Source organism: Halorubrum aidingense JCM 13560, from assembly GCF_000336995.1.
Taxonomy (GTDB): domain Archaea; phylum Halobacteriota; class Halobacteria; order Halobacteriales; family Haloferacaceae; genus Halorubrum; species Halorubrum aidingense.
In genome coordinates this window covers 96,786-119,902 of sequence record NZ_AOJI01000022.1, presented here as the reverse complement: position 1 = coordinate 119,902, position 23,117 = coordinate 96,786, and the positions used below count along the sequence as shown (strand labels likewise).

The following is a 23,117-nucleotide window of genomic DNA, read 5'->3' as shown; positions in this document are numbered from 1 at the left end:
GTCGCCCTCAGAACGCTTCCGCGACGGCCGCGACGATGGCGTCCTCGACGGCGTCGCGCTCGCCCGAGAGGAACTCGATTTTTCCCTCGCGGAGTCCGGCGGTGGTGACGTCGGCGGCGGGCGCCAGCTCGGCTGCCCGGTCTGCGACGTCGCGGATCGAGACGTCCGCGGTCGTCCGGACGTACAGCTCGTCGGTGCCGATCCCGACCGTCGCGTACGCCTCGCCGTCCGCGTTCCGGCGGTGGAGGTCGTCGAGCAGGAGCGGCGTCGGCGGGAAGTCGTAGCGGTGAGTGTAGCCGTCGGTGTCGAGCACGCCGAACTCGACGCCGTCGACCGCCTCGGTGACGATGTTCGCCGTCGCCGTCTCGACTTCCGTCTCCAGCTTCTCGCGGAACTGCTCGGAGACGTGCGCCGCGAGGTTGCCCCCGTCCTCGAAGAGGAGGTCGGCGACGAGTTCGCGCTTGTCCTGGTACGACTGGTAGTACGCCTCCAGGGCGATCGCCTCGCGCAGTTCGGCGACGCGCTCGACGTCGTATCCCGCGTCACGGGCGAGGTCGACGTACCGATCGGGGGTGTCCGCCCAGTAGCTCACGGCCGGCAGGTGCCGGAGGTCCTCGCGGACTTCGTCGTTGACCGCGGAGGCCAGCGACGCGACGAGCGCCCCGGTCGAGAGGTCGGCGTCGATCGACTCGATGTCGGGCGAGACCAGCGTGTCGACCGCGTCGCGCGTCTCGGGGTCCGCGACCGCGGCGTCGACGACGACCGCGTCGACGCCGTAGACGGACAGGAGGTCGATGCCGTCCGCGGACTCGGTCGTCGAGCCGGTGCCGACGAGCAGGAAGAGGGGGAGCTTCTCGTCGTGGCGGTCGCGGTCCTGCAGCATGCGGGTCGCGTCGTTGGTGGCCGCGTCCATGTCGTACACCGGGTCGTCGAGCGGCCGGCGGGTGAAGTAGTGGTACTCCGCGTCGCTCTTGGCGTGTTCGTCTCGGATCAGCGGAAGGACGGCGCGCTCGACGGCCGCGCCGGCGACGTAGCCGTCCGCGGTGGCCGGGTGCCGGACGACGATGGGGCGCGATTCGAGCACGGCCCGGCGGATCGCCTCCGCGGCGTCGAGCAGCCCGTCGGCGAGCTTCGCGACCGTCTCGTCGCCCGCGAGCGGCTGGAGCCCCTCGGGACGCGCCTCGTCAGTGAGCGCCTCGGCGAGCCGGCGGCGGACCGCGTCGGCGTCTGCGCCGTCAAGGAGGACCAGCGCCTCGGACTCGACCTGCACGTCGCCTCGGTGGCTTTCGACCTCGCCGTCGATCCGAACCACGTCACCGATTTCGGCGGTCGGGTACGCCCGAACGCCGGGCTCGACGAAGGCGGCGACGTCGACGACGCCGGTCTCGTCTCGAACCTCGAAGACGGTCGGTCCGCCCGTCTGTCGCACGCTGACGACTTCGCCGTCGATCCGAACCTCGTCGCCGACGGCGTCGGCGAGCGTGCCGATGTCGACGCGCTCGCGACCGTCGGCGAGGTCGTCTTCCCCGTCCGCGTCGGCCTCGTCGGCCTCGTCGGCCTCGTCGGCCGACTCGTCCGCCGCGTCGGCGGCAGCGGCGTCTTCTCCATCGTCCTCATCGTCCTCATCGTCGGTCGCAGCGTCCTGAGACTCGTCGACGTCGGGAGACGCCGCGTCCTCGCTCTCGTCCGCGTCGACATCGCTCGACCCGGAGTCGTCGCGTTCGCCGTTCTCCTCAGCCTCGACCTCGTCGGTGTCGTCGTCGGTGGTGGACTCGTCGGAAGATTCGTCGTCCGCGTCGTCTTCTTCCGGAAGGTGCTCTGAGTCGCCGTCCTGCACGAGGACGCCGCGGAACTCGCGGTCGGCCTGTCGGATCGACCACGCGAGATCGATGTTGCCGTTGTCGCGGACGCCTTTCACCTGCACGAACACCTCGTCGCCCGGCTCCCAGTCCAGGCTGTCGAGCCGACGGTCGAGCTCGGAGCGGTGGAGCAGCCCCGTCACGCCCGGGGCGAGGTCGATAAACACGCCGAAGTCGGCGTAGCCGTCGACGATGCCGCGGTAGAATCGGGAGGGAACGAGCTGGTTCGGAGAGTCGCCGCGGAAGTCGAACACGACGTCCTCTTGGTGCGGGTCACAGATGCGCCCGTCACCGCCGACGTCGGCGCCACAAATGATACAGGATCCCATTTGAGTACACCGAGAGCCTCGGGCCTAAAACTGTTGTCGAAACCCTCTCGGGGCGCCGACAGCGACGAGCGTGCCTCGGTCCGCCCCTCGGGCCGATCAACCGACGAGCGTGCGAATCGACGCGACGACGCGGTAGCCGATGCCGTATCCGAGGACGGCGGGCGGAAGGCCGGCGACGAGGGTCCGAATCGGGGTCGTCCCGTGGACGATCCGAAACCCGATCAACAGGAGGACCGTCGCGTACGCGCCGCAGAGCACTCTGACCACCGGTATCGGCGGTCCGGCGAGCGCCATCGGCGAACTCGCGTACGCGACGACCTGAACCGTCTCGCTCACCCCGCCCCGGTCGCGCAGCGAGAGCCCGCCGTCGAACTCGACGCTGGCGACGATCACCGAGACCGTCGCGACCGCCGCGGTGAGGTGGAGTCCGACCGGCGCTCCCAGCGCGACCACCACGAGGAACAGCACGACCGCCGACAGCGGCACGGACTCGACGATCCCCGGGATCACGGACGGGTCGACCGCGATCCAGCCGAGGGTGAACGCCGCCGCGACGGCGACGGCGAACGTCAGCGCCGGCGCCTGATCGCCCCGGGTAACCCCGTTGACGAAGAGGCGCCGCGGTCGGATCAGCGCCTCCACCCACGCCCGAGCGAGGCCACGGGGACCGCGCGCCCGCCCGCCGTCCGGATCCTCGAACCAGGATGTCACGGGCGTCCTTCGAGCGGGTGGATTAACGGGGTTCCGGTTTTCGCCGTGACGCTTCCGGCGCCCGCGACAGTATCGACGACCACGACGGCGCCGCGGCGCAGCGTCGTAGTGTCGCCGCGTCGCAGCGCCACAGCGTCCCGACAGCGACTGGCGACGCCGTCACGTCCGTTATCTCGCCTGATACTCGGCGGGTAAACCCTTATGTCGCTCGGCGCGGAGTCAGACGCGAATGCACGCGTTTCGGAACGACGAACGGGGGTTTACCCCGATAGCCGGCACGGGGCTGCTCGTCGGCATCGTCGTGCTGCTGTTAGCGATCGTCGGTGCCGCGGTGTTCGGCCTCATCGACGGCGTCGCCCCGCCGGACGCGAAGTTCGAGGTCGAAGAGGACGGCGGCGAACTCGTCGTCGTCGCGCTCGGCCCCGACCCGGTCGCGGCAGAGGAGCTGTACGTCCGCGGGTCGGACCCGGACGAGAACGTCCAGTTCGGATCGTGGCCGGGCGACGGGGTCGTCCGACCGGGCGATCGGGTCGCGGTCCCGAACGCGACGGGTAACGAACAGTTAGAGATCGTCTGGGAGCCCGTGGCGTTCGCCACCCGAGAGACGCTCACCGAGTACGACGGCGAGGACTCGGAGATAAGCGAGTGGGCGGACGAGGAGGGCGGCACCGACCCGCTCGGCGGCGGCGAGTTCTGAGCGGTTCGGGTCTTGGTGTCAGCTCGGATCGCCTCAGTCGAGCGACACCCACGCTCCGCGTTCGTCGGACTCCTCGATGGCGTCGAGGACGCGCTGGACGTCGTAGCCGTCCGCGAACGAGGGTTCGAACTCGCCGCCCTCGGCGACGGCGGTGAGGAACTCGTAGTTCTCGTGGACGAACGTGTGTTCCCAGCCGATCACGTGGCCCGGGGGCCACCAGTGGTCGACGTACGGATCCGTCTCGTCGGTGACGAGCACCGTCTCGTAGCCGCGGGCGTCCCCGCTGAGCACCTCCAACTCGTTGAGTCGCTCTAAGGAGAACTTCAGGCTCCCCTCCGAGCCGTGCACCTCGATCGTGTGGTCGTTCTTGTGCCCGGTCGCGAACCGAGTCGCCTCGAAGCTCCCCATCGCGCCGGACTCGTAGGCGACCTGCGCCGTGTAGGCGTCGTCGACGGTCACGTCGCGGTGTTCGTCGACAGCGCCGTCGTCGTCGTACACCGGCCGCTCGTCGACGAACGTTTCGAGGTGCCCCGAGACGCGGTCGATCTCGCCGACCTCGTCGCCGACGAGGAAGTCCGCGAGGTCGATCGTGTGCGCGCCGAGGTCGCCGAGCGCGCCGGACCCCGCGAGGTCGGCGTCCATTCGCCACGCCCACGGCGCCTCGGGGTCGACGAGCCAGTCTTGGAGGTACCGCCCGCGAACCTGCCGGATCTCGCCGAGCTCGCCGTCTTCGATCAGCCCCTTCGCGTACCGGATCGCCGGGACGAACCGGTAGTTGAACGCGGTCCCAGTCGGTACGTCGGCGTCGGCCGCGGCGTCGCGCATCGCTCCCGCCTCCTCCAGCGTCGGCGCGAGCGGCTTCTCACAGAGGACGGGGACGCCCGCTTCGAGGGCGGCGATCGACGGCTCCGCGTGGACGTGGTTCGGCCCGAGGTTGTAGAAGACGTCCACCTCCTCGAGCGCGTCCTCCCAGTCGGTCGCCGTGTGCGCGAAGCCGAACCGCTCGGCCGCCTCCGCTAAGGCCTCCTCGTCGCGCCCGACGAGCGTGTGCCGCTCGATGTCGGGCGCGTCCGGGAAGAACATCGGGAGTCTCGCGAGCGCGTTTGCGTGCGCCTTGCCCATGAACCGATACCCCAGCACGCCGATTTTGAGTGGTTGCTGTGTCATTGGTGTGTCCGCCGCTTACTCCGCCCAGTACGCGTCGCCCGGTCGCGTCTCGAAGACCGCGCGGTCGAGCACGTCGACCGCCTTCTCCAGTCCCTCCCGCGAGGAGGTGAGCGAGTCCTCGTGTTCGATGGAGAGCGCGCCCTCGTAGCCGACCATCCGGAGCGTCGAGACGACGTCCTTCCAGTGAGCCTCGTCGTGGCCGTAGCCGATCGACCGGAACAGCCACGAGCGGTCGGCCTCCTCGGTGTAGCCGGTCGTGTCGAGCACGCCCTTCACGCGCGCGTTCGCGTCGTACACTTTCGTGTCCTTGGCGTGGACGTGGTGGATCGCGTCGTGTGCGCCCAAAAAGCGGATCGCCTCCGTCACGTCGATCCCCTGCCAGTAGAGGTGCGAGGGGTCGAAGTTGGCGCCGATCCGCTCGTTGGTCGCCTCCCGCAGCGCGAGCATGCCGGTGGGCTCGTAGACGAGCATGTTCGGGTGCATCTCGATGGCGACGTCGACGCCGTGGTCCTCGGCGTGAGCGGCCAGGTCGCGCCAGTACGGGATCGCGACCTCGTCCCACTGGTAGGCGTGGGCGTCGGCGTGCTCGCTCGGCCACGGCGCCGTGATCCAGTTGGGCGTCGAGTCGCCGGGCGCCCCCGCGGGCAGCCCCGAGAAACAGGTGACCGTTCCCACGTCGAGCTGATCGGCCAGCTCGATCGCCTCGCGAAGCTCTCGGTCGGCTTCCGCGGCCCGCTCCTCGTCGGGATGCAGGGGGTTGTTGTGGGTCGCGAGCGCGGAGATCCGGAGGTCGTGCCCGTCGAGCAAGTCGAGCAGCGCCGCCTGCGCGTCCGCGTCGTCGAGCGTCGCCTCGCGGTCGACGTGGTCCTCGCCGGGCCAGCCGCCGACGCCGAGCTCGACGGCGTCGACGCCGATTTCCTCGAGGTACGCGACCGCATCGTCGATCGATTCGCCGCCTAAGGGGACGGTTAACACGCCGATGTCCATGATCGAACGTATTACAACAACCCGAATAAATATTCGGGGGATTCGGCTCGCGGGGGATCTCACCCGTCGCCGCCGGCGCACACGCGGTCGCTCAGACGCCGGCCGGACCCTCGCAGGCGACGGTTTCGCCCGCCGTCGCGCCCGTCGCGCCCGTCGAACCCGTCGAACCACATGAGGTTTTAACGGGTGGAGCGTGTATGACGGGTATGGGAATCCTCTCTCGCGCCTCCTACGTCATCCGCTCGAAGCTGAACGCCCTCCTCAATCGAGCGGAGGACCCGACGGAGTCGCTCGATTACTCGTACGAACAGATGCGCGACGAGCTCCAAGACGTCAAACAGGGGATCGCCGACCTGACGACCCAGAAGAAGCGTCTAGAGATTCAAAAACGCAAGCTCGAAGAGAACGTCGAGAAGCACAACCGGCAGGCCCGCGAGGCGGTCCAGCAGGACCGCGACGACCTCGCGCGGAAGGCGCTCGAAAAGAAGAAGTCGAAGATGGCCCAGATCGAGGAGCTGGAAGGCCAGATCGCCAAACTGAACGACACCCAAGAGCAGCTCGTCGAAAAGAAGAACAAGCTCCAGAACCGCATCGAGGAGTTCCGCACGAAAAAGGAGACGATGAAAGCGCGCTACGAGGCCGCGGAAGCGTCCTCGCGCGTCTCGGAGGCGATGACCGGCGTCGGCGACGAGATGGAGGACGTGAGCCGCTCGATCGAGCGCGCCGAGGAGCGGACCGAAGAGATGGAGGCGCGCGCGGAGGCGATGGACGAACTGGAGGACTCGGGCGCGTTCGAGGACGCGCTCTCGGACAAGGACAGCATCGACCGAGAGCTCGAGAGCCTCTCGACGAACAGCGAGGTCGACGCCGAGCTGGAGACGCTGAAAGGCGAGATGGGGAAAGGCGAACCGGCGAGCGGCGGCGACGCCAGCACCGACGAGGAGATCGAGGCCGAGCTCGAAGACATCGAGACGGAGATCGACGCGGACGACCTCGAGGCGGACCTCGACGAGGACTCCGACCGTGACTCGGACGAGGCGACCGACGAGGCCGTTGACGTGGAGCTAGAAGAGTCCGAAGCCGACGCCGACGAACAGCGGAACTAGTCGACCCGTGCGGCGGAGCCGACCGCCTCGCCTTCGCGTCGTTCCGTTTCTGCGTCGTTCCGTATCCGCGGCATTCCGTTTCTGCGTCGCTATTCGTCCGCTAAGCGCGCTCCGGTCCCCGATCGCTCCTGCGCGCCGAGCCGGATCTCGCCGGCCGGCATCTCGATCCCGTCGTACGGGTCGTCGGCGAGCAGCAGCGACCCGTCGAGGTCGGCGTAATCGAGCAGGGGCGCGAGCTGTGCGGCGGCGGCGATCGACGCGTTCGACTCGATCATGCAGCCGCACATCACGTCGAGCCCGTGGGCGCGCGCGGCGGCGATCATGCGCCGCGCCTCCAGGAGGCCGCCTGTCTTCATCAGCTTCAGATTCGCGATGTCACAGCGGTCGGCGATCGCCGGGATGTCCGAGAGCGTCACGCAGGACTCGTCTGCGGCGATCGGGAGCGCGGACCGCTCGTACACGAACCGGAGGCCTTCCGGGTCCTCGGCCGGGACGGGCTGTTCGACGAACTCCACGCCGCTGTCGGCGAGCCACTCGGTCTTCGCGACCGCCTCCCGCGGCGTCCACGCCTCGTTGGCGTCGACCCGGACCCGGGCGTCCGGCGCCGCGTCGCGGACGGCGTCGATCAGCTCCCGGTCCCGGTCGGTGCCGAGCTTGATCTTCAGCACGGAGTACCCCGCGTCCACCGCGGCGGCGGTCTTCTCGCGGACGCGCTCGGTCTCGTCGAGCCCGATGGTGAACGAGGTCGCCGGCGCGGCGTCGGCGTCGAGCCCCCAGAGCCGGTACAGCGGCACGCCGAGCCGCTTGGCGGCGAGGTCGTGAACCGCGATCGAGACGGCCGTTCGCGCGGCCGGGTTGTCGTTGACCACGGCCGCCAGCTCGGTTTCGATCTCGTGGAGCGCGTGCGGGTCGCCGACCTCCTCGACGGCCGCGAGCAGGTCCGGGAGGACCGCCTCGACCGTGCCGGCGGTCTCGCCGTAGTGCGCGGCGGGCGCGGCGCCGCCGACGCCCGTCATCCCGCCTTCGTCCGCGATCCGGACGATCACGTTCTCGGCGTCGGTCTGCGTCCCCCGCGAGATCGTGAAGGGGTCCGCGAGCGGCATCGACACCCGCTCGAACGTCGCGTCGAGGCTCATGCGTCCTCGCCGAGCCCGGCCGCGACGATGCCGTCGACGATGCGATCCGCGCCGTCACGGACGGGGTCGGCCGCGGGGACGCCGGCGTCGTCGGCGAACGCCGCGACCGCTTCTGTGGCCGCCGCGTCGTCGGCGACGTCCTTCGTGTTGAGCGCGCCCGCGACGACGCTCGTCTCGTGGACCGGGTTCGCGAGCCCTTCGTAGAGGTCGAGGTACTCCGAGACGGGCGGCAGCGAGAAGGACTCGTAGCCGTGGACGACCTCGCGGCCGGCGGCGTGACAGAGCACGAGCCCGTCGGCCATCGACCCGTGGAGGATGCCGCAGGTGACCGCCGAGTAGGCGGGGTGGATGATGCTGCCCTGCCCCTCGACGACGAGCAGGTCGTGGTTGTCGCCGATCTCGACGAGCATGTCCTCGACGGCGCCGGCGGTGAAATCGGAGACGACCCGGTCGATCGGGTTCCCCCACCCGGCGATCATGATCCCGGTCTGCCCGGTCGGGACGAACGCGGCGTCGATCCCGCGCTCGCGGGCGGCCGCGACGATTTCGAGCGAGGCCGTCATCTTCCCGACCGAACAGTCGGTGCCGACGGTGAGCACCACGTCGGCGTCGACGTCGCCGGAGGCGCCGGTCGCGACCGTGAGGTCGTCGTCCGGCTCGCGGACGTCGACGAGGTCGACGCCGTGTTCGTCGGCGAGCGCGGCGAGTTCCGCGTCCTCGTTGAGGAAGTAGTGGAGCCCGCTGACCACGTCGCAGCCGGCCTCGATAGCGGCCCGAACGTCTCCCCGCCACGACTCGTCGAAGCCACCGCCGATCGGCGCGATCCCGATATATAAGGCGTCCACCTCGCCGTCGGCGGCCGCGTACGCGTCCGCGAACGACTCGACGATCGGCGCGTCGGCGAGGTCGGGGACGTGGTCGCGTACCCGGTCGCCGGCGCGGTCGCGGTCGAGGACGGCTCGGAGGTCCTGATCCCCGTAGCGCATGACGCCGAGAGCGGTCTTCGCGCGGTCAGGGAACTTCTCGTGGGCGAGGATGACGATCCGTTCGTCGCTCATAACGGCCTGATATCCCCGTGTAGGCTTAAAAGGGTCGAGGTTCGATCACCCGAGGCGCGGTGCGATCGCGGCCACTTCCGGCCGCTCGGTCGCCTATCGCGATCCGCCGGCCGACGCCGGGCAGGTGTCGACGCCGAGCAGCGCGTAGAGCCCGCAAAATCCCGTTGCGGCGGTGCCGAGCATGAGTAGGGCGGCCACGCCGAGAACGAGGGCTGCGATCCCGGAAAGCGGGAAGAATCCGGCGAGAGTCGCCAGCGAGACGGTTCCGAAGATCGCACCGAGGGCCGTTCTCACGCGCTTGTCCGTGATTCCGACGTTCTGGTCCATACAACACAATACGACACACAACCGTATATACGTTTGCACAACCGCTCACCGATTGCGGTCGAGACCGGTCGACCGCCCCGTCGCTCAGCGTGTTGAGACGGCCGAGGATTCCGACCGCTCGCCGTCAGCGGAGGTTAAAAATGAACGATGTCGTGTGCCGGCTGGCGGCCTACTCGCCCGTCTCGATCGGCGCGCCGACGAGGTTCCCCCACTCGGTCCACGAGCCGTCGTAGTTGCGGACGTCGTCGTAGTCGAGCAGTTCGTGGAGCAGGAACCACTCGATGGACGAGCGCTCGCCGACGCGGCAGTAGGTGATCGTCGATTCGTCGCCGTCGACACCGGCGTCCGAGTACAGCTCGCGGAGTTCGTCGGCGCTCTTGAACGTCCCGTCCTCGTTCAGGGTGGTTCCGATCGGAACGTTGCTCGCGCCGGGGATGTGGCCGCCGCGCTGGGCCGTTTCGTTGAGCCCCTCGGGGGCGATGACCTCGCCGGAGAACTCCTCGGGGGAGCGGACGTCGACCATCGGGATCCCCTCCTCGATGGCCTTGTCGATGTCGTCTTTGTACGCGCGGACGCTCTCGAAGGGACCGCGGGCCTCGTACTCACGCGGGGTGAAGTCGGGCACCTCAGTCGTGAGCGGGTAGTCGTTATCGACCCAGTACCCCTTCCCGCCGTCGATCACGCGCACGTCCTTGTGACCGTAGTACTTGTAGATCCAGTAGCCGAACAGCGCGAACCAGTTCGGGACGCGCCCGCCACCGTACACGACGACCGTCGTGTCGGCGTCGATGCCGCCCTCGCCGTTTCGCTCCGCGAAGTTCTCCTTCGAGACGATGTCGCGCTCCGTCTCGTCGGTGAAGACCTCGTCCCACTCGAAGTTCAGCGCGCCGGGGATGTGTCCCTCCTCGTAGGGCGTGTACTCCGACTCGTCGGTGACGGTCGGATTGTTGATCTCGACGAGCCGGAGGTCCGAGTCGTCGTCCTGGAACGCGTCGAGGTTCGATTCCACCCAATCCGCCGTGACGAGTACGTCGTCTGTCATCGGGTTGTGTTACGCGCCCAACCTGTTTTGAAGGTGCGGTACGGGTGGACATTGCCGTCGTCTCGGACGCCCGGCGTCGAGGGGCGTTTAGCGGGTCACCGAATCACCGTCACGGGGACGTTCGCCTTGTCGACGACGCTTTTCGCGACGCTGCCGACGACCTGTTCGCGCTCCTCGCTCAGCCCGCGGTGACCGACGTAGATCGCGTCGACCGGCTGCTCGCGGGCGTACTGGGTGATCGCGTCGGCCGGCCGCCCGGTGAGCAGTTGCGTCTCGACGTCGATCGGTTCGTCGCCGACCGCCTCGTCGGCGAGCCGCCGCGCGTTCGCGAGGATGTCCTCGCCGGCCTCGACGGCGGCCTCCTCGCCCGGGAGGATGAGCGTCCCGTCGATAAGCTCCGAGTCCGGGGTCAACACGTGTGCGATCACCAGCGTCTCGTAGAACGCGACCGCCTGCCGGGCCGCGTACCTGACCGCGTTGTCGCCCTCTGTAGACCCGTCAGTGGCAACCAGATAGCTCATGACTGAACATACTGCGAGCGAGTACATAACATCTGTCCGGCGTTCCCACGCCGTGGTGGTTCGAGAGGAGGTTGCCGTCAGTCGTCGAGATCGGCGACAGTCGTCCGGTTGCCGTCAGTCGCTGAGGTCGATCCGGTCGCCGTCGGACGCGTGGATCGCGTCGAGTATCCGCTGGACCCGCGCCGCCGCCTCGAACGAGACGAGATCGCCTCCCTCGCCGTCCATCGCGGCCGCGAACTCGTCGAGCAACGCCGCCGTGGTGTCGCCCCGCTCGCCGACCAGCACCGCCTCGTCCGGACCGCCGCGGTCGCGAACGAGCCGGTACCACCCCGTCAGCGACAGCGATCCGCGATCGCCGGCGACCGTGATCGAGTTCTCCTCGGCGCCGGCGTGGTCGCACAACAGATCGAGGGTCCCGCGGACGCCGCCGGCGCGGAACGTCGCGACGGCGTCGTTCTCGTAGGCCGCCGGGCCGGAGTACCCGACGTCGGCGCTCACCGCGCCGACCCGGCCGAACAGCTCCTCGACGCCGAACAGGAAGTGGGTCCCGACCTCCCGCAGCGGGCCGCCCTGTTCGCGGGACTCGAGCCACGAGACGTCTTGCCACTCGCGGGGCCACTGCGGGAAGCGGAAGCGCAACTCGACGCGACGCGGGTCGCCGATCGCCCCCTCGGCGACCAGCTCGCGAAGGCGGACGAACCCCGGCGTGTACCGGAACGGGAGGTTCACGGCCGTGACGCGGTCCGTCGCCGCGGCGAGCGCGACCATCTCGCGGCCCGTCTCGGCGTCGGCCGCGATCGGCTTCTCGCAGATCACGTGTCGGCCGGCGTCGAGCGCGCTCGCGACGACCTCGCGGTGCGCGAGCGGGGGCACGCCGACGTAGACCGCGTCGAGCCCCTCGATCGCGACGAGCGCCTCGTAGTCGGTCGTCGTCGCGGTCGCGTCGGTGCCGTAGTCGGCCGCCAGCGACGCGGCGCGGTCGGCGTCGAGGTCGCAGGCGGCGGCGAGTTCGTAGCGGTCGTGGGCGTCGATCGCGGCGGCGAGCCGATTCCCGATCACGCCGCAGCCGACGATGCCGATGTCGTACATGGAACCGCAGAACAGGTAGAGACGTTTGTAGTTTCGGAGGCCGGCCGCGGAGGGACGGCCGCGGACTCCCGGTCAGTTGTCGCCGAGCGGTCGCGCGACCATCTCGCCCCACGGCTCGAAGCCGTAGCGGTCGTAGAAGGCGCGGGCGCGGCCGTTCTTCGGGTCCACGTCGAGGACGATCCGATCGAGCGGGAGGGTCTGATCGCCCGCGAGGTCCACGGCGGCAGTCATGAGGTCGTCGGCGACGCCGGTGCCGCGGTGGCCGGGAGCGACGTACAGCTCGTTGATCACGGCGGCGTCCCAGATCATCGCGAGGCGCTCGGGGAGGACGAAGACGTAGCCGACGACGACGCCGTCGCTCCCGTCGGCCGAACCGCCGTTCTCGTCGGCCGAGTCGCCGTTCTCGTCGACCGCGACCGTCACGCACCGCGGGTCGTCGGCGACGCAGCGGTCGACCCACGCGAGCCACCGCTCTCGGTAGGCGTCGGTGAGCTTTCCTTCGTAAGCCGTCGCCTTCTCGTCGCCGCCGGTGTTCTCGCCGAGGCCGCGCTCGAAGGCGAGTTTGCAGTCGTACAGGCCGTCGGCGTCGGTCGCGCGGTCGTAGGGGCGGAGCGAGACGCTCACGTCACTCACCACTGGCGCCGGCGGATTCGACGCTCTCGTCGATCGGTTCGTCGGCGTCCAGCACGAACTCCGCGAGCGTGGGGACGAACGTCCCGATGTCGGTGACCATACCGACGGCCTGCGCGGAGCCGCGGTCGAGCAGCTGGGTGACCGTGGCGGGGTTGATGTCGACGCAGACGGTCTTCGTCGTCGACGGGAGGCAGTTCCCGACGGCGACCGAGTGCAGCAGCGTCGCGAGCATGAGCACGATGTCGGCCTCGTGGGCCTGATCGCGGATGGCGTTCTGCGCCGCGACCGCGTCGGTGATCGTGTCCGGGAGGGGGCCGTCGTCGCGGATCGAGCCCGCGAGCACGGTGTCGACGTCGTTTTTCACGCACTGGTACATCACGCCCTCGCCGATGATCCCGTCCTCGACGGCCGCCTCGATCCCGCCGGCGCGGATGATCTCCGAGATGGTCCAGATGTGGTGTTTGTGCCCCTTCCGCGGGTGCTCGAGCGTCTCGACGTCCATGCCGAGCGAGGTGCCGTACAGCGAGCGCTCCAGGTCGTGCGTGGCGAACCCGTTTCCGACGGACAGCGCGTCGACGTACCCGGCGGCGACGAGATCAGCGAGCGCGTCGCCCGCGCCCGAGTGGATCACGGCGGGACCGGCGACGACCATCACGTTGCCGCCCGCCGCCTTCACCTCGCGAAGCTCCGCGGCGACCTCGCGGATCGTCGAGTTCGAGGGGCGCTCGGCGGAGACGCCGCCCTGCATGAACCCGAAGGCGCCGCCACCGCTGCGCGGGCGCTCGGGCGGTCGCACCCGGATCCCGGACTGGTCGGTCGCGATCAGGTCCCCCTCCTCGACGGCGTTGAGCACTTTCGTGTACGCTCGGGGACCGCCGTCGGGGGCGCCGTGGGGCTCCACGACCAGCGCGCAGTCCATCTCGATCCGCTCGACGTCGATCCACTCGCCGTCGTACAGCACTTCCGTCGGGTGATTCGTCGTGGAGTAGAAGTTCGGCGGGACGACCTTGTCCGCGGGCGCGGAGACGAGGTCGACGTCGGTGGGGTTCTCCAACATCGCGCCGTTCTGGTGGAGTTCGTGCAGAATGGCCTGCAGCGTCTCCGCGTCGTCGGCGGAGACGGCCATCCGACAGTACGACTCCGCCTCCTCGTGGGTCCCCACGTCGAACTGCTCGACGTCGAAGGAGCCGCCGAGGTCCATCACCGCGCCGAAACAGCGCTGCATCGTCCCGCTGTCGATGATGTGGCCCTCGATCTCGACAGTGCGTGAGTGGCTCATACCTCATCGTTTCGCCGCGCGGAGAAACCGGTTTCCCATTCGGCGAACGTCGCCCGTCGGCGTTCGCGGGCCGCGCTCCGGCGCGCCCGGTGTCCGGTGGCTCAGATGGCGCCGACCGCCGAGAGGATCTGGTTCCCGAAGATCATCGCGACCAGTCCGAACAGCATGACGAGTCCCGACGAGACCGTGATCGTGCGGACCGCGGCGTGGCGGTCGTCGATCGGCACCCGACTCGCGACCGCCTCGGCGACCATGCGGAGGATCCGACCCCCGTCGAGCGGGAACGCCGGCAGGCAGTTGAACAGCGCGAGCTGGATGTTGATCCACCCGGTCCAGAAGAGCAGGTTCGCCAGCAGGAACGTCCCGCCGCCGAGCGCCGCGAGCGTCCCGTCGACCGCGTAGAAGTTGGCGATCTCGCCGGTGAACCCCGCGAAGTTGAACGGGAGCCCGAACAGGCTGCCGAGCGGGAGAATGAGCGCCACGAACACGAGCCCGAGCGGCGAGTCGGTCAGCCCGCCGAGCGCGAGGCCGTCCGTCGCGCCTTCGCCGCCGTCGCCGCCGAGCAGTTCGAGGTAAGCGCCGGCGGGGTACTCGGAGACGCCGATGTCGTCGAGCGCGAGCCCGCTCGTTCCCGGGAAGACGCTCACGCCGATGAACCCGCCGTCGCGGTTCGGGTGCGGGTCGAGTTCGACGTCGTAGGACGCGCGTTCGTCGTCGGGGCCGTACCCGACGACCTCGACCGTGGCGCCGGGCTCCCGGTCGCCGAGCACCGTCGCGAGGTCGTCGTTGTCGTGGATCCGTTCGCCGTCGATCTCGACGATCGTCATCGGCTGATCGAGCGGGGCGCCGGCGTCGTGGAGCGGCCCGTCGGTCTGGAGGCCGACGATGTACGCGCCGATCGGGATCTCGGCCTCGGACACGCCGCCGAGACTCTCGTTCGCCTCCGAGTCGTCGACGGCGACGGTCGCCCGCTCGTCCTCGCCGACGGCCGCGAAGAACCCGCGTTCGGTCGCGACCGCCTCGCCGTTCACCGACTCGATCGTCACCGGTTCACCGCCGATGGTGACGCCGAGAGGGTTCCCGCCCGCCGAACCGATGACTTGGAGTTCGCGCTCCAGTTCGACGGTCCGCGTTCCGTCGCCGTCGTCCGCGGTGACGGTCACGGTGTCGCCGGCCGCCGCGATGGCGGCCTCGAACTCGGCGGCGGTGTCGACGGGGGCGCCGTCGACCTCGATGATCCGATCGCCCTGCGCGAGGTCCGTGCCGGCGGCGGGCGATCCGGGCGTCACCTCGCCGACCGCGTAGCCGGGCGCCGGCGAAATGGCGCCGACGACCGGGCCGAAAAGCAGCGCGAAGACGACGATCGTGAGGAGCGCGTTCGCGGTCACGCCGGCCGCGAACATCCGGGCGCGGGCGCCGCGAGAGACCGACTGGGTCGCCTCCTCGTTCGGCTCGACGAAGGCCCCGACCGGTAGGAACGTGAAGAAGACGAGCCCCATCGACTCGATGTCGATCCCCTCGACGCGACACAGCAGACCGTGTGCGCCCTCGTGGATCACCATCGCGATCGCAAGCCCGGCGACGATCTCCGGGGCGACAGACAGCGGGAGGAAGTCGTTGACCCCGGGGATGATGAGGAAGTTCTGCGGCTGCTGGATCGCTGAGGGCTGGCTCGCACCGAGCGCCGAGATCGCCGAGGAGATGATGAGGACGAACGACCCGACCATCGCGACGAGCGCGCCGCCGAGCCCGAGGTTCGCGATCGCCCGCCAGAACCGCTTCGGGCGGGAGAGCCGGTCGAGGAAGATGCGCCCGCGGAGGGTGCGGATCGTCAGTACCGGCCCGGAGACACCGATCGAGTCGGGGAGGATGCCGCGGTTGCGCAGCCACATCGCGGCCGCGGAGTACGCGAGGACCCCGGTGAGGACCCACAACAGCGTGTTCTCGGCGAACAGGTCCAACAGCGTGTTCATGACGGGTAGGTCCGTGTCGGCGGCGTGTAAGCCGTTCGGTTACTAGAGCCGTCGCCGAAAACCGACCGCGAACTCAACACCCAAGTACCCCCCGGATCAACGACCGTGTATGATCGCGCTCATCGACTTCGTCTCGCGGCTGGTCGGCGACGTCGGCCGGTTCGTCGACATCTTCTTGAACGACCTGATCCTCGGCGCCGCCGACCCGCTGTCCGTGCTGCTGGTGCTCGTCGGACAGGTGCTCATCATCGCCTCGGTGGCCGCCTTCGGCTACGCGGTCGTCGGCGCGCTCCTCAACGAAATCGGCGTGACGCTGCCCTCGCTGGGCGATCGCGGTCGAGTCGAATAACCGGGCGCTCTCAGTAGTCGGACGCTCTCAGTAGTCGGACGCTCCTCGCCGCGTCAGTCGTCGCTCGGACTCGGCTGTCGCTCCGGTCGCCGGCCGGTCGCCGCATCCCGCTGACCGGGCGTCCCGCCCGTCTCTGAAGGAACCGTGAACTCGTCGAGCGTCGCCAACAGCTCGTCGGACTGGTCCGAGAGCGTGTGCACGCGACGCGTCACCTCCGAGACGGTCGCCGTCTGCTCTTCGGCGGCCGCCGCGACGGTCTCCGCCTCGGTCGCCGTCTGCCGGCTCACCGACGCGATGCTGTCGACCATGTCGACGACTTCCTGTGTCGTCCGCGCCTGATCGTCGGTCGCGTCGCTGATCTCTTGGACCGTTTCGTCCACCGTCGTCACGTCCTCGACGACCTCCTCGAACTCCCGGAGCGTGGACTCGATCGTGTCCACGCTCTCGGCGACCTGCGACTCCATCACCTCGACGTCGGCGGCCGTCCCGGCCGACGCGTTCTGCACCTCGTCGATCCGCCCGGAGATCTCGGCAGCCTCCGCGCGGGTCTCCTCGGCGAGCGCCTTCACCTCGTCGGCGACGACCGCGAACCCGTCGCCGGAGCCGTTCGCCCGCGCCGCCTCGATCGAGGCGTTGAGCGCGAGCAGGTTCGTCTCCTCCGCGATTCCGTCGATAACGGAGGCGATCTCGTCGATCTCCTCGATCCGATCGACGAGGTCGGCCACGGCCGTCGCGGTCTCGGCGATCCGCGCTTCGAGCATCTCCAGTTCCTCGATCGCCTCGGCGGCCTCCTCGCGGCCAGCCCGACCGCGGTCGGCGGCGCTCCTCGCGGTCGCGGCCGCGTCGTCCGCCGACGCCGCGATCTCCTCGACGGTCGCCGAGAGCGTGCTCATCTCGCCGGAGACGGCCTCCAGCTGGTCGGTCTGGGCGGCCGCGCCGTCGGAAATCTCCTGGACCGAGCGCGCGACCTCGGCGCTGGCGTCGTCGACTTCGTCCATGCTCGCTCGCACGTCGTCGCTCGTGGCCGCGACGTCGCCGGTGAACGACTGCACGTCGCCGACGGTCCCGCCGAGCGTGGCGACGAGTCGGTTGTAGTTCGCGACGAGCTCGGCGTACCGGTCCTCGTCGGTGGCGAGGTCATCGGCGTCGATCGTCGCGGTGAGATCGCCGCCTTGCGCCCGCTCGGCGGCGTCGCCGAAGGCGTCGACGAGCGATTCGAGCTCGGTCGTGTACGCCGCCATGTTCGCGGCCATCTCCGACAGCGAGTCGCCGAACGCGCCCGGCACGTCCTCGTCGAGCGCGGGGTCGTCGAACGACTGCGCCGCGAGCGCCTCCGCCTGCGCCGAGACGGTACCGAGGTACCGCTGCACCTCGGTGAACGCGTTCACGAGGTTACCGATCTCGTCCGGCTGGTCGCTGCCGGCGAGGGCGGTCTCGGCGCCGCCGACCGTCCCACGCCCGTCGATATCCCCCGCCGCGATCGCGTCGGCGCCGGCCTCTAACTGGCGCAGCGGCGCGACGAAATCGCGCCGAACGATGAGCAGCGTGTTGTAGATGGCAACCACCGCACCGAGAAACAGGACGCCGGAGACGACGTACGAGCGCCGCCCGGAGAACAGAAACGGGGCGAGGAAGATTCCGACGGTGACGAGAAACTGGATCCCGACGGCGGTGACGACCTTCCGCTCTATCGACTCCGAGATCCCGAGCCGGTCCATCGTTCCCCAGAGCAGGGACTCGTAGCGACCCCGGAGGCCCGCGGGTCGCCGTGGCGCGTTCGACATACTCGACACTCGACGAAAGCGGGTTATGAACCTCTCCCCGAAGTTATCAGGCGCGATTCTCGATTCCCAGCCCGTGACAATCCGGGGAGCGCTAGAAGAGCCCGTCGACCGCTTCGGCGGCGAGGTCGACGCTCGCCTCCAAGTCCGGGCCGAGCGGTGACCCGACGACGAGCCCGTCGGCGTGCTCGGCCACGGCGGCGGCCCGATCGCGAACCGTCTGGGGGGTACCGGCCATGCAGAACGCGTCGATCATCTCGGGCGTGACCAGTTCGAACGCCGCGCCGAACTCGCCGGCCGAGACGCGGTCGCCGATCGTAGACGCGGCGTCCGGATCGATGCCGTGCCGCTTCAGGACGGGCGGTGCGGCGCCCGCGGTGATGAACGCGACCGGCGGCCGCGCGGCTTCCCGAGCCGCCTCGGCGTCCTCGGCGACCGAGACCGCGGCGTACGCGATCAGATCGAACTCGCCGCGGTGATCGGGTCGGTCGGCGAGCCCGTCGTCGACCTGGTCGCGAGCCCACGCCAGGTCCTTCGGGTGCGAGCCGTTGTAGAGGAGCCCGTCGGCGTGCTTCGCGGCCATCCGGCACATGTGCGGCCCCTCGCCGCCGACGTGGACCGGGATATCCGCGCCCTGCGGGGGCTCGTAGTTGAGTCCCGCCTCGCTGGCGTCGAAGGTGCCCTCGTGGTCGACCCGCTCGCCGGCCCACAGCTTCTGGGCCGTCTTGAACGCCTCCAGCACGGATCGGAGCCCGCGTTCGTCCGCGAGCCCGAGGTTCGCGAGCGTCGACGGGTCGCCGGGGCCGAGTCCGAAGACGGCGCGGCCCTCGGAGAGTTCGTCGAGGGTGGCGACTCGCGAGGCGAGCGTCACGGGGTGGGTCTCGTACGGGTTGGCGACGCCCGGGCCGAGCCGGACCGACTCCGTCGCGGTCGCCAGCTGCGAGAGGAACGCCCACGGGTCGCGGTTGTTGTAGTGACACGTCGAGTAAACGGCGTCGTAGCCGGCCGCTTCGGCGCGGACGCCGAGGTCGACGAGACGGTGCAAGTCGTGTTCGGGGGTGAGTTCGATGCCGAGCATGTCAGTGGTCCTCGTAGCTCCAGTCGCGCAGCGCCTGCCGGACGAAGTCGCCCTCGACCTCGCGGAAGTGGTTGTCCGACCCCTCGTGGTCGCCGAACGCCCAGTCGCGGACGACGACGACCGGGGTGCCGCCGTCGCCCTCGCCGGCGACGAGGTTGGCGGCCGAGGCGAGTTCGTCGATCACGTTCTGGACGGTGACGCCCATCTCGCGGCCGTCGCGGTCGCGCTCGCCGCGCCAGTCGCGGCTCGCCGGTAGCCCGGCCCAGCCGATGGCGACGCCGCGCTGACCGTGCCGGAAGGGGCGGCCGCAGGTGTCGCTGACGACGACGCGGTCGGCCGCGATCCCCTCGCGGATTCGCGCCGCGCTCTCGGAGGGGCGCTCCGGGAGCAACAGCAGGTCGCCGCCGGGGACGTTCGATCGGTCGATGCCCGCGTTGACACCGATGTGGCCGAAGCGCGTCGCCGTCAGGAGGAACGGCGCCTCCATGATCAGCTCCGCCGACTCCTCGAGGACGGCCTGCGCGAAGCGCGGGTCCTTCTCGTCGCCCGCGATCTCCGCGAGCCGGTCGGCCACCTCGTTCGCGCGAGGGCTCGGCTCGAAGTCGTCGAGGTTGTAGGTCCGCCCCTCAGCCTTCGAAACGACGGTGCTGGCGACGACGACCACGTCGTCCTCGCGGAGGTCGGCGCGCTCGTCGATCATGGCCGCGAGATCGTCTCCGTCCCGGATCTCCGGGAGGTCCGGAACGGCAAACAGCTCCATACGCACCCGTGTGCGGCGACGACGAAAAACCCCGCCGGTACCGGGACGGTTTGACGGTTTTCGACCGACCGGCGTTCCGGTTCGCGTTCGCGTCGCGATCCGTTCGAATACCGCCTCCTTCGACCCTCTACAGAGCCTCGTGGCTCACGAAGTTGCTCGCCACAAAAGGTCCGGGTGCGAGAATCGAACCCGAGGCGAGACTCGCTCCGCTCGTCTCGCGTGATTCGATCTCGCCGTCCGTCCTGCTTCGTCACTACGTTCCGCAGAAGGTCCGGGTGCGAGAATCGAACCCGCGTCTCAGCCTCCACAAGGCTGAAGGATAGTCCACTACCCTAACCCGGACACGCGTCGATATCTATCCCGCTTTGATAAATAACGGTTACGACTCCCGGACGGGCGTGTGACGGGGTGGCGTTCGGGCGTCGTCGACGGCCACGTCGCCTCGTAGCCCCGCAGCCTCGCAACCTCGCAACCTCACAGCCCCGCGGCCTCCCGGCGCGTCACACCGACCACACGCCTTTTGCCGCCCGGCGACGTACCGCCGACAACCCGTGGCGTTCACCGACAAGATCTACGTGAAGAACCACCGACAGCTCGCCTCACAGCTGGAGACGAGCATCCCGAAGGGGGCGTTCGCCGGCGCGACCCTCGACATCCTCTACAGCGGCGACGGCCTCTCGAAGCTCGACTCGACGACGCGCGACCGCATCCTCGACTTCGCCGAGGACTTCCTCGACTGCGACTGTCAGGCGAACCCCTACTGCGGCTGTCCCGAGGAGAAGTTCATGCGGTACGTCCTCGAACTCCGCGCCGAGGGGCTCGGTCCGCAGGCGATCGTCGACGTGATGACGGACGACTACATGGTGTACGCGTACACCGGCGACGTGCTCTCTTTCCTCGACAACTCGGTCCGCAACCTGGAGGCGATCGAGACGCTCGCGGACGTCGAGGGCAACGAGGAGATGTCCGAGCGGGCGCGCCAGGCGAAACGCGAACTGTCCGGGTAAGCGGGCGCGCGATCGCGGGTGGTTCCGGCGGTGCTGGCAGCCGTGTGTTCCCCTGTGACAGGGCAGTGAGAGTCTCGGGCTCCCTCGTCGATCGCTTATAAACCGTTGCTGATAGAGCGACTCCCTCAGCAGTCGTGTATTTATCAATCGTTGACGGCGCAGTGAGCGGCTTCAACGCCCCTGATCCGCACAGCCCCGCAACCGCCCAGCACCTCACGCCTCCCCAGCCTCGCCGCGACGGCGCTTATAAGCGCCGTCGCAGGCTCCCTCGCGCTCGGTTCGCGCCGCCGTGCGGCGCTCACCGGAGCGCGCCGACGCTCCGTTTTTTATAAACAACTGTCGCCGCTGCGCTTATTCACTTATATACTGCATTCCACAGAAGTCTGCGAGATCCGCGCTCCAGTTCGCGTCGTCGTTCCCGGCCGCGTGGAGCGGCCGAACGGTCTAAGTACGCGCATGCCTGAATTCGGCCAATGAGTCTTCGGCCCGCGTGGTTGACGTTCAGACGGTACGCGGCGGCGACGACGGGGATGACGCTGACGCTCTTTGCGCTCGGCGTGTACACCGCAGCGACCGGCTCGGGACTGGCGTGTCAGGCCCAGTGGCCGCTCTGCTCCGATCAGCTCATCCCCGCGCTCGTGATCAACCCGGACTTCATCGAGTGGTTCCACCGGGTCTGGGCGATGGTCACCGGCTTCCTGATCATCGGCGTCGCCGGCTGGACGTGGCTCGGCGGGCTCGACCGGCGGACCCGACTGGCGGCGACGCTCGCGGTCGCCATCCTTCCCCTCCAGATCACCGTCGGCGCGGTCACGGTCACCCTCGGCGGGCTCGTCCCCGGCGGCTACACCGTGTCCACGCACGCCGCGCACCTGATCGTCGCGCTGACGATCTTCACGCTCCTCGCTCTCGCGACCATCTGGGGCGGCGGCCGCGGATCGCCGAAGCTGCTCCGGATCGCGACCGGGATCGCCCTCGTCGGGATCCTCGGTAGCGTGGTCGTCTCCCGGGCGGTCCCCTTCGTCACCTACTCACCGGGTGCACAGGCGGCCTTCTACGTCACGGGACTGGCCGGACACCTCGGGCTCGTCGCGACGGTCGCGTACGCCACGGAGGCGGTCGGCTCCGGCTACGCCGGCGTCGACCGCGACGCCGTCGGCACCGTCCGGACGCTCGCCGCGGGCTCGATGGCCGCGCTCATCGTCACGCTGCTTCTGGGACGCGATCTCGTGTTGTACACGAGCCTGTGGCAGCAGTTCAACCTCGTCGCGCTCGGCGTCGCCGTCGCGCTCGCGGCCGGCGCGGCGTGGGTCGTCCGTTCGATAGACGGCACGCAGGCGACCGCCGAGCCGATCGCCGGAGACTGAGGCGGTGCCGACGTACCGCCCGAGGAAGAAAGCTTAAAATCGCTTCCCGTTCTCGCACACGTATGTCATACCGCACGCAGACCGACATGAGTCGGCGGACGTACCTGAAGCTGACCGGTGCGTCGAGCGCCGTCGGGCTGACGGGAGTCGCCGGCTGTCTCGGCGACGACAGCACCACGATCACGCCCGGCACCGCGCCCGGCTTCCCGCCGTTCGAGATGCAGGAAGACGGCGAGCTGATCGGGTTCGACATCGATCTGCTGGAGGCCGTCGTCGCGGAGACCGACTACGAGCTGGGCGAGTGGGCGACCTTCGAGTTCGACTCGCTCATCCCGGCGCTCACGCAGAACGAGGAGATCGACGTGATCGCCGCCGCGATGACGATCACCGAGGACCGTCAGGAGACGATCGCCTTCTCGGACCCCTACTGGGAGTCCGATCAGGCGATTCTCGTCCGCGAGGGCGGCGACTTCCAGCCCGGGGCGTGGGAGGACTTCGACGGCGCCCGCGTGGGCGCACAGTCTGGGACGACCGGCGCCGATCAGGTGACGGCGAACCTCATCGATCCCGGAATCATCAGCGAGGACGACTACTCGTCGTACGACAGCTACGTGTTCGCGGTCGAGGACCTCGAAAACGAGAACATCGACGCCGTCGTCCTCGACCTCCCGGTCGCCGAGACGTTCGCGGCCAGCCGCGACGTGGAAGTCGCGTTCGTCGAGGAGACCGGCGAGCAGTTCGGCTTCGGCCTCCGTCAGGGCGAGTCGGAGTTCCAGTCGGCGCTGAACGACGGGCTCGCGACCGTTCGCGACGACGGGACGTACGAGGAGATAACCACCACCTGGTTCGGGCAGGAGTAGG

General features: G+C 69.3%; 22 protein-coding genes and 1 tRNA gene. 6 read left to right on the top strand and 17 right to left on the bottom strand.

Going from position 1 to position 23,117, the window contains the following annotated elements:
• Nucleotides 1-7: 7 nt before the first annotated feature.
• Together C461_RS07405 and C461_RS07400 are read right to left on the bottom strand one after the other, a co-directional pair.
• On the bottom strand, nucleotides 8-2,188 hold the full coding sequence (locus tag C461_RS07405) for a DHH family phosphoesterase (protein ID WP_008000010.1): 2,181 nt from the start codon (nucleotides 2,186-2,188) through the stop codon (nucleotides 8-10).
• Nucleotides 2,189-2,284: 96 nt separating this feature from the next.
• The gene (locus C461_RS07400) at nucleotides 2,285-2,899 is read right to left on the bottom strand and encodes a YIP1 family protein (RefSeq protein WP_049906425.1); all 615 of its coding nucleotides are present in this window, start codon (nucleotides 2,897-2,899) and stop codon (nucleotides 2,285-2,287) included.
• A 229-nt stretch (nucleotides 2,900-3,128) separates the two neighbouring features.
• Here C461_RS07400 and C461_RS07395 point away from each other — a divergent pair, with 229 nt between their 5' ends.
• Nucleotides 3,129-3,596 (top strand): type IV pilin, encoded by a 468-nt coding sequence (locus C461_RS07395; protein ID WP_008000008.1) that lies wholly within the window; start codon nucleotides 3,129-3,131, stop codon nucleotides 3,594-3,596.
• A gap of 33 nt (nucleotides 3,597-3,629) precedes the next feature.
• Here the strand turns inward: C461_RS07395 and C461_RS07390 are convergent, their stop codons facing one another.
• Together C461_RS07390 and C461_RS07385 are read right to left on the bottom strand one after the other, a co-directional pair.
• Nucleotides 3,630-4,763 (bottom strand): Gfo/Idh/MocA family protein, encoded by a 1,134-nt coding sequence (locus tag C461_RS07390; RefSeq protein WP_049906424.1) that lies wholly within the window; start codon nucleotides 4,761-4,763, stop codon nucleotides 3,630-3,632.
• A 15-nt stretch (nucleotides 4,764-4,778) separates the two neighbouring features.
• Complete coding sequence (locus C461_RS07385; RefSeq protein WP_008000006.1) at nucleotides 4,779-5,750, bottom strand: sugar phosphate isomerase/epimerase family protein; 972 nt, start codon at nucleotides 5,748-5,750, stop codon at nucleotides 4,779-4,781.
• Nucleotides 5,751-5,956: 206 nt separating this feature from the next.
• Between C461_RS07385 and C461_RS07380 the strand changes: the two genes are divergently transcribed.
• Nucleotides 5,957-6,856, top strand: coding sequence for a PspA/IM30 family protein (locus tag C461_RS07380; protein ID WP_008000005.1), 900 nt, complete (start codon nucleotides 5,957-5,959; stop codon nucleotides 6,854-6,856).
• Between the two features lie 89 nt (nucleotides 6,857-6,945).
• Here C461_RS07380 and C461_RS07375 read toward each other — a convergent pair whose 3' ends face one another.
• The 9 genes from C461_RS07375 to C461_RS07335 form a co-directional block, all read right to left on the bottom strand.
• Nucleotides 6,946-7,992: a dipeptide epimerase gene (locus C461_RS07375; protein WP_008000004.1), complete on the bottom strand. Its 1,047-nt coding sequence runs from the start codon at nucleotides 7,990-7,992 to the stop codon at nucleotides 6,946-6,948.
• Nucleotides 7,989-9,050 carry a DUF1611 domain-containing protein gene (locus C461_RS07370; RefSeq protein ID WP_008000002.1) on the bottom strand — a complete coding sequence of 354 codons (1,062 nt, stop codon included), beginning with the start codon at nucleotides 9,048-9,050 and terminating at the stop codon, nucleotides 7,989-7,991. Before C461_RS07370 ends, C461_RS07375 begins: the two co-directional genes overlap by 4 nt.
• Nucleotides 9,051-9,143: 93 nt before the next feature.
• Nucleotides 9,144-9,377 (bottom strand): YgaP family membrane protein, encoded by a 234-nt coding sequence (locus C461_RS07365; protein WP_008000000.1) that lies wholly within the window; start codon nucleotides 9,375-9,377, stop codon nucleotides 9,144-9,146.
• A 169-nt stretch (nucleotides 9,378-9,546) separates the two neighbouring features.
• On the bottom strand, nucleotides 9,547-10,419 hold the full coding sequence (locus C461_RS07360; RefSeq protein ID WP_007999999.1) for a sulfurtransferase: 873 nt from the start codon (nucleotides 10,417-10,419) through the stop codon (nucleotides 9,547-9,549).
• A 95-nt stretch (nucleotides 10,420-10,514) separates the two neighbouring features.
• Nucleotides 10,515-10,940 carry a universal stress protein gene (locus tag C461_RS07355; RefSeq protein WP_007999997.1) on the bottom strand — a complete coding sequence of 142 codons (426 nt, stop codon included), beginning with the start codon at nucleotides 10,938-10,940 and terminating at the stop codon, nucleotides 10,515-10,517.
• A gap of 114 nt (nucleotides 10,941-11,054) precedes the next feature.
• Nucleotides 11,055-12,029, bottom strand: a complete 975-nt coding sequence (locus C461_RS07350) for a Gfo/Idh/MocA family protein (RefSeq protein WP_007999995.1) — start codon at nucleotides 12,027-12,029, stop codon at nucleotides 11,055-11,057.
• 72 nt (nucleotides 12,030-12,101) lie between these two features.
• Nucleotides 12,102-12,653 (bottom strand): GNAT family N-acetyltransferase, encoded by a 552-nt coding sequence (locus tag C461_RS07345; RefSeq protein WP_049906422.1) that lies wholly within the window; start codon nucleotides 12,651-12,653, stop codon nucleotides 12,102-12,104.
• Nucleotide 12,654: 1 nt separating this feature from the next.
• Nucleotides 12,655-13,941: an ornithine cyclodeaminase gene (locus C461_RS07340; RefSeq protein WP_007999991.1), complete on the bottom strand. Its 1,287-nt coding sequence runs from the start codon at nucleotides 13,939-13,941 to the stop codon at nucleotides 12,655-12,657.
• A gap of 101 nt (nucleotides 13,942-14,042) precedes the next feature.
• Entirely contained in the window at nucleotides 14,043-15,914 is a 1,872-nt protein-coding gene (locus C461_RS07335) for a site-2 protease family protein (RefSeq protein ID WP_007999990.1), read from the bottom strand.
• A 109-nt stretch (nucleotides 15,915-16,023) separates the two neighbouring features.
• Between C461_RS07335 and C461_RS07330 the strand changes: the two genes are divergently transcribed.
• Nucleotides 16,024-16,263, top strand: coding sequence for a hypothetical protein (locus C461_RS07330; protein WP_007999988.1), 240 nt, complete (start codon nucleotides 16,024-16,026; stop codon nucleotides 16,261-16,263).
• 53 nt (nucleotides 16,264-16,316) lie between these two features.
• On the opposite strand, the gene C461_RS07325 is transcribed toward C461_RS07330, so the two are convergent.
• The 4 genes from C461_RS07325 to C461_RS07310 form a co-directional block, all read right to left on the bottom strand.
• Nucleotides 16,317-17,981 carry a methyl-accepting chemotaxis protein gene (locus C461_RS07325; RefSeq protein ID WP_007999986.1) on the bottom strand — a complete coding sequence of 555 codons (1,665 nt, stop codon included), beginning with the start codon at nucleotides 17,979-17,981 and terminating at the stop codon, nucleotides 16,317-16,319.
• A 157-nt stretch (nucleotides 17,982-18,138) separates the two neighbouring features.
• Nucleotides 18,139-19,122 carry a 5,10-methylenetetrahydromethanopterin reductase gene (locus C461_RS07320; protein ID WP_007999983.1) on the bottom strand — a complete coding sequence of 328 codons (984 nt, stop codon included), beginning with the start codon at nucleotides 19,120-19,122 and terminating at the stop codon, nucleotides 18,139-18,141.
• A 1-nt stretch (nucleotide 19,123) separates the two neighbouring features.
• Nucleotides 19,124-19,882 (bottom strand): coenzyme F420-0:L-glutamate ligase, encoded by a 759-nt coding sequence (locus C461_RS07315; protein WP_007999981.1) that lies wholly within the window; start codon nucleotides 19,880-19,882, stop codon nucleotides 19,124-19,126.
• A gap of 269 nt (nucleotides 19,883-20,151) precedes the next feature.
• A tRNA-His gene (locus tag C461_RS07310) sits at nucleotides 20,152-20,224 on the bottom strand.
• 209 nt (nucleotides 20,225-20,433) lie between these two features.
• Here C461_RS07310 and C461_RS07305 point away from each other — a divergent pair.
• The 3 genes from C461_RS07305 (at nucleotide 20,434) to C461_RS07295 (ending at nucleotide 23,116) form a co-directional block, all read left to right on the top strand.
• Nucleotides 20,434-20,889, top strand: a complete 456-nt coding sequence (locus C461_RS07305; RefSeq protein ID WP_007999979.1) for a DUF5814 domain-containing protein — start codon at nucleotides 20,434-20,436, stop codon at nucleotides 20,887-20,889.
• 530 nt (nucleotides 20,890-21,419) lie between these two features.
• Nucleotides 21,420-22,256: a COX15/CtaA family protein gene (locus tag C461_RS07300; RefSeq protein ID WP_049906460.1), complete on the top strand. Its 837-nt coding sequence runs from the start codon at nucleotides 21,420-21,422 to the stop codon at nucleotides 22,254-22,256.
• A 62-nt stretch (nucleotides 22,257-22,318) separates the two neighbouring features.
• On the top strand, nucleotides 22,319-23,116 hold the full coding sequence (locus tag C461_RS07295) for a basic amino acid ABC transporter substrate-binding protein (RefSeq protein WP_007999973.1): 798 nt from the start codon (nucleotides 22,319-22,321) through the stop codon (nucleotides 23,114-23,116).
• The last annotated feature ends 1 nt before the right edge of the window (nucleotide 23,117 follow it).

What these genes read in the sequence shown, in the direction of transcription:
- C461_RS07355 (WP_007999997.1), bottom strand. Translation starts at nt 10,940, where the DNA reads ATGAGCTATCTGGTTGCCACTGACGGGTCTACAGAGGGCGACAACGCG.
- C461_RS07405 (WP_008000010.1), bottom strand. Translation starts at nt 2,188, where the DNA reads ATGGGATCCTGTATCATTTGTGGCGCCGACGTCGGCGGTGACGGGCGC.
- C461_RS07340 (WP_007999991.1), bottom strand. Translation starts at nt 13,941, where the DNA reads ATGAGCCACTCACGCACTGTCGAGATCGAGGGCCACATCATCGACAGC.
- C461_RS07295 (WP_007999973.1), top strand. Translation starts at nt 22,319, where the DNA reads ATGTCATACCGCACGCAGACCGACATGAGTCGGCGGACGTACCTGAAG.
- C461_RS07375 (WP_008000004.1), bottom strand. Translation starts at nt 7,992, where the DNA reads ATGAGCCTCGACGCGACGTTCGAGCGGGTGTCGATGCCGCTCGCGGAC.
- C461_RS07325 (WP_007999986.1), bottom strand. Translation starts at nt 17,981, where the DNA reads ATGGACCGGCTCGGGATCTCGGAGTCGATAGAGCGGAAGGTCGTCACC.
- C461_RS07315 (WP_007999981.1), bottom strand. Translation starts at nt 19,882, where the DNA reads ATGGAGCTGTTTGCCGTTCCGGACCTCCCGGAGATCCGGGACGGAGAC.
- C461_RS07335 (WP_007999990.1), bottom strand. Translation starts at nt 15,914, where the DNA reads ATGAACACGCTGTTGGACCTGTTCGCCGAGAACACGCTGTTGTGGGTC.
- C461_RS07330 (WP_007999988.1), top strand. Translation starts at nt 16,024, where the DNA reads ATGATCGCGCTCATCGACTTCGTCTCGCGGCTGGTCGGCGACGTCGGC.
- C461_RS07300 (WP_049906460.1), top strand. Translation starts at nt 21,420, where the DNA reads ATGACGCTGACGCTCTTTGCGCTCGGCGTGTACACCGCAGCGACCGGC.
- C461_RS07365 (WP_008000000.1), bottom strand. Translation starts at nt 9,377, where the DNA reads ATGGACCAGAACGTCGGAATCACGGACAAGCGCGTGAGAACGGCCCTC.
- C461_RS07320 (WP_007999983.1), bottom strand. Translation starts at nt 19,122, where the DNA reads ATGCTCGGCATCGAACTCACCCCCGAACACGACTTGCACCGTCTCGTC.
- C461_RS07360 (WP_007999999.1), bottom strand. Translation starts at nt 10,419, where the DNA reads ATGACAGACGACGTACTCGTCACGGCGGATTGGGTGGAATCGAACCTC.
- C461_RS07390 (WP_049906424.1), bottom strand. Translation starts at nt 4,763, where the DNA reads ATGACACAGCAACCACTCAAAATCGGCGTGCTGGGGTATCGGTTCATG.
- C461_RS07395 (WP_008000008.1), top strand. Translation starts at nt 3,129, where the DNA reads ATGCACGCGTTTCGGAACGACGAACGGGGGTTTACCCCGATAGCCGGC.
- C461_RS07350 (WP_007999995.1), bottom strand. Translation starts at nt 12,029, where the DNA reads ATGTACGACATCGGCATCGTCGGCTGCGGCGTGATCGGGAATCGGCTC.
- C461_RS07370 (WP_008000002.1), bottom strand. Translation starts at nt 9,050, where the DNA reads ATGAGCGACGAACGGATCGTCATCCTCGCCCACGAGAAGTTCCCTGAC.
- C461_RS07385 (WP_008000006.1), bottom strand. Translation starts at nt 5,750, where the DNA reads ATGGACATCGGCGTGTTAACCGTCCCCTTAGGCGGCGAATCGATCGAC.
- C461_RS07380 (WP_008000005.1), top strand. Translation starts at nt 5,957, where the DNA reads ATGGGAATCCTCTCTCGCGCCTCCTACGTCATCCGCTCGAAGCTGAAC.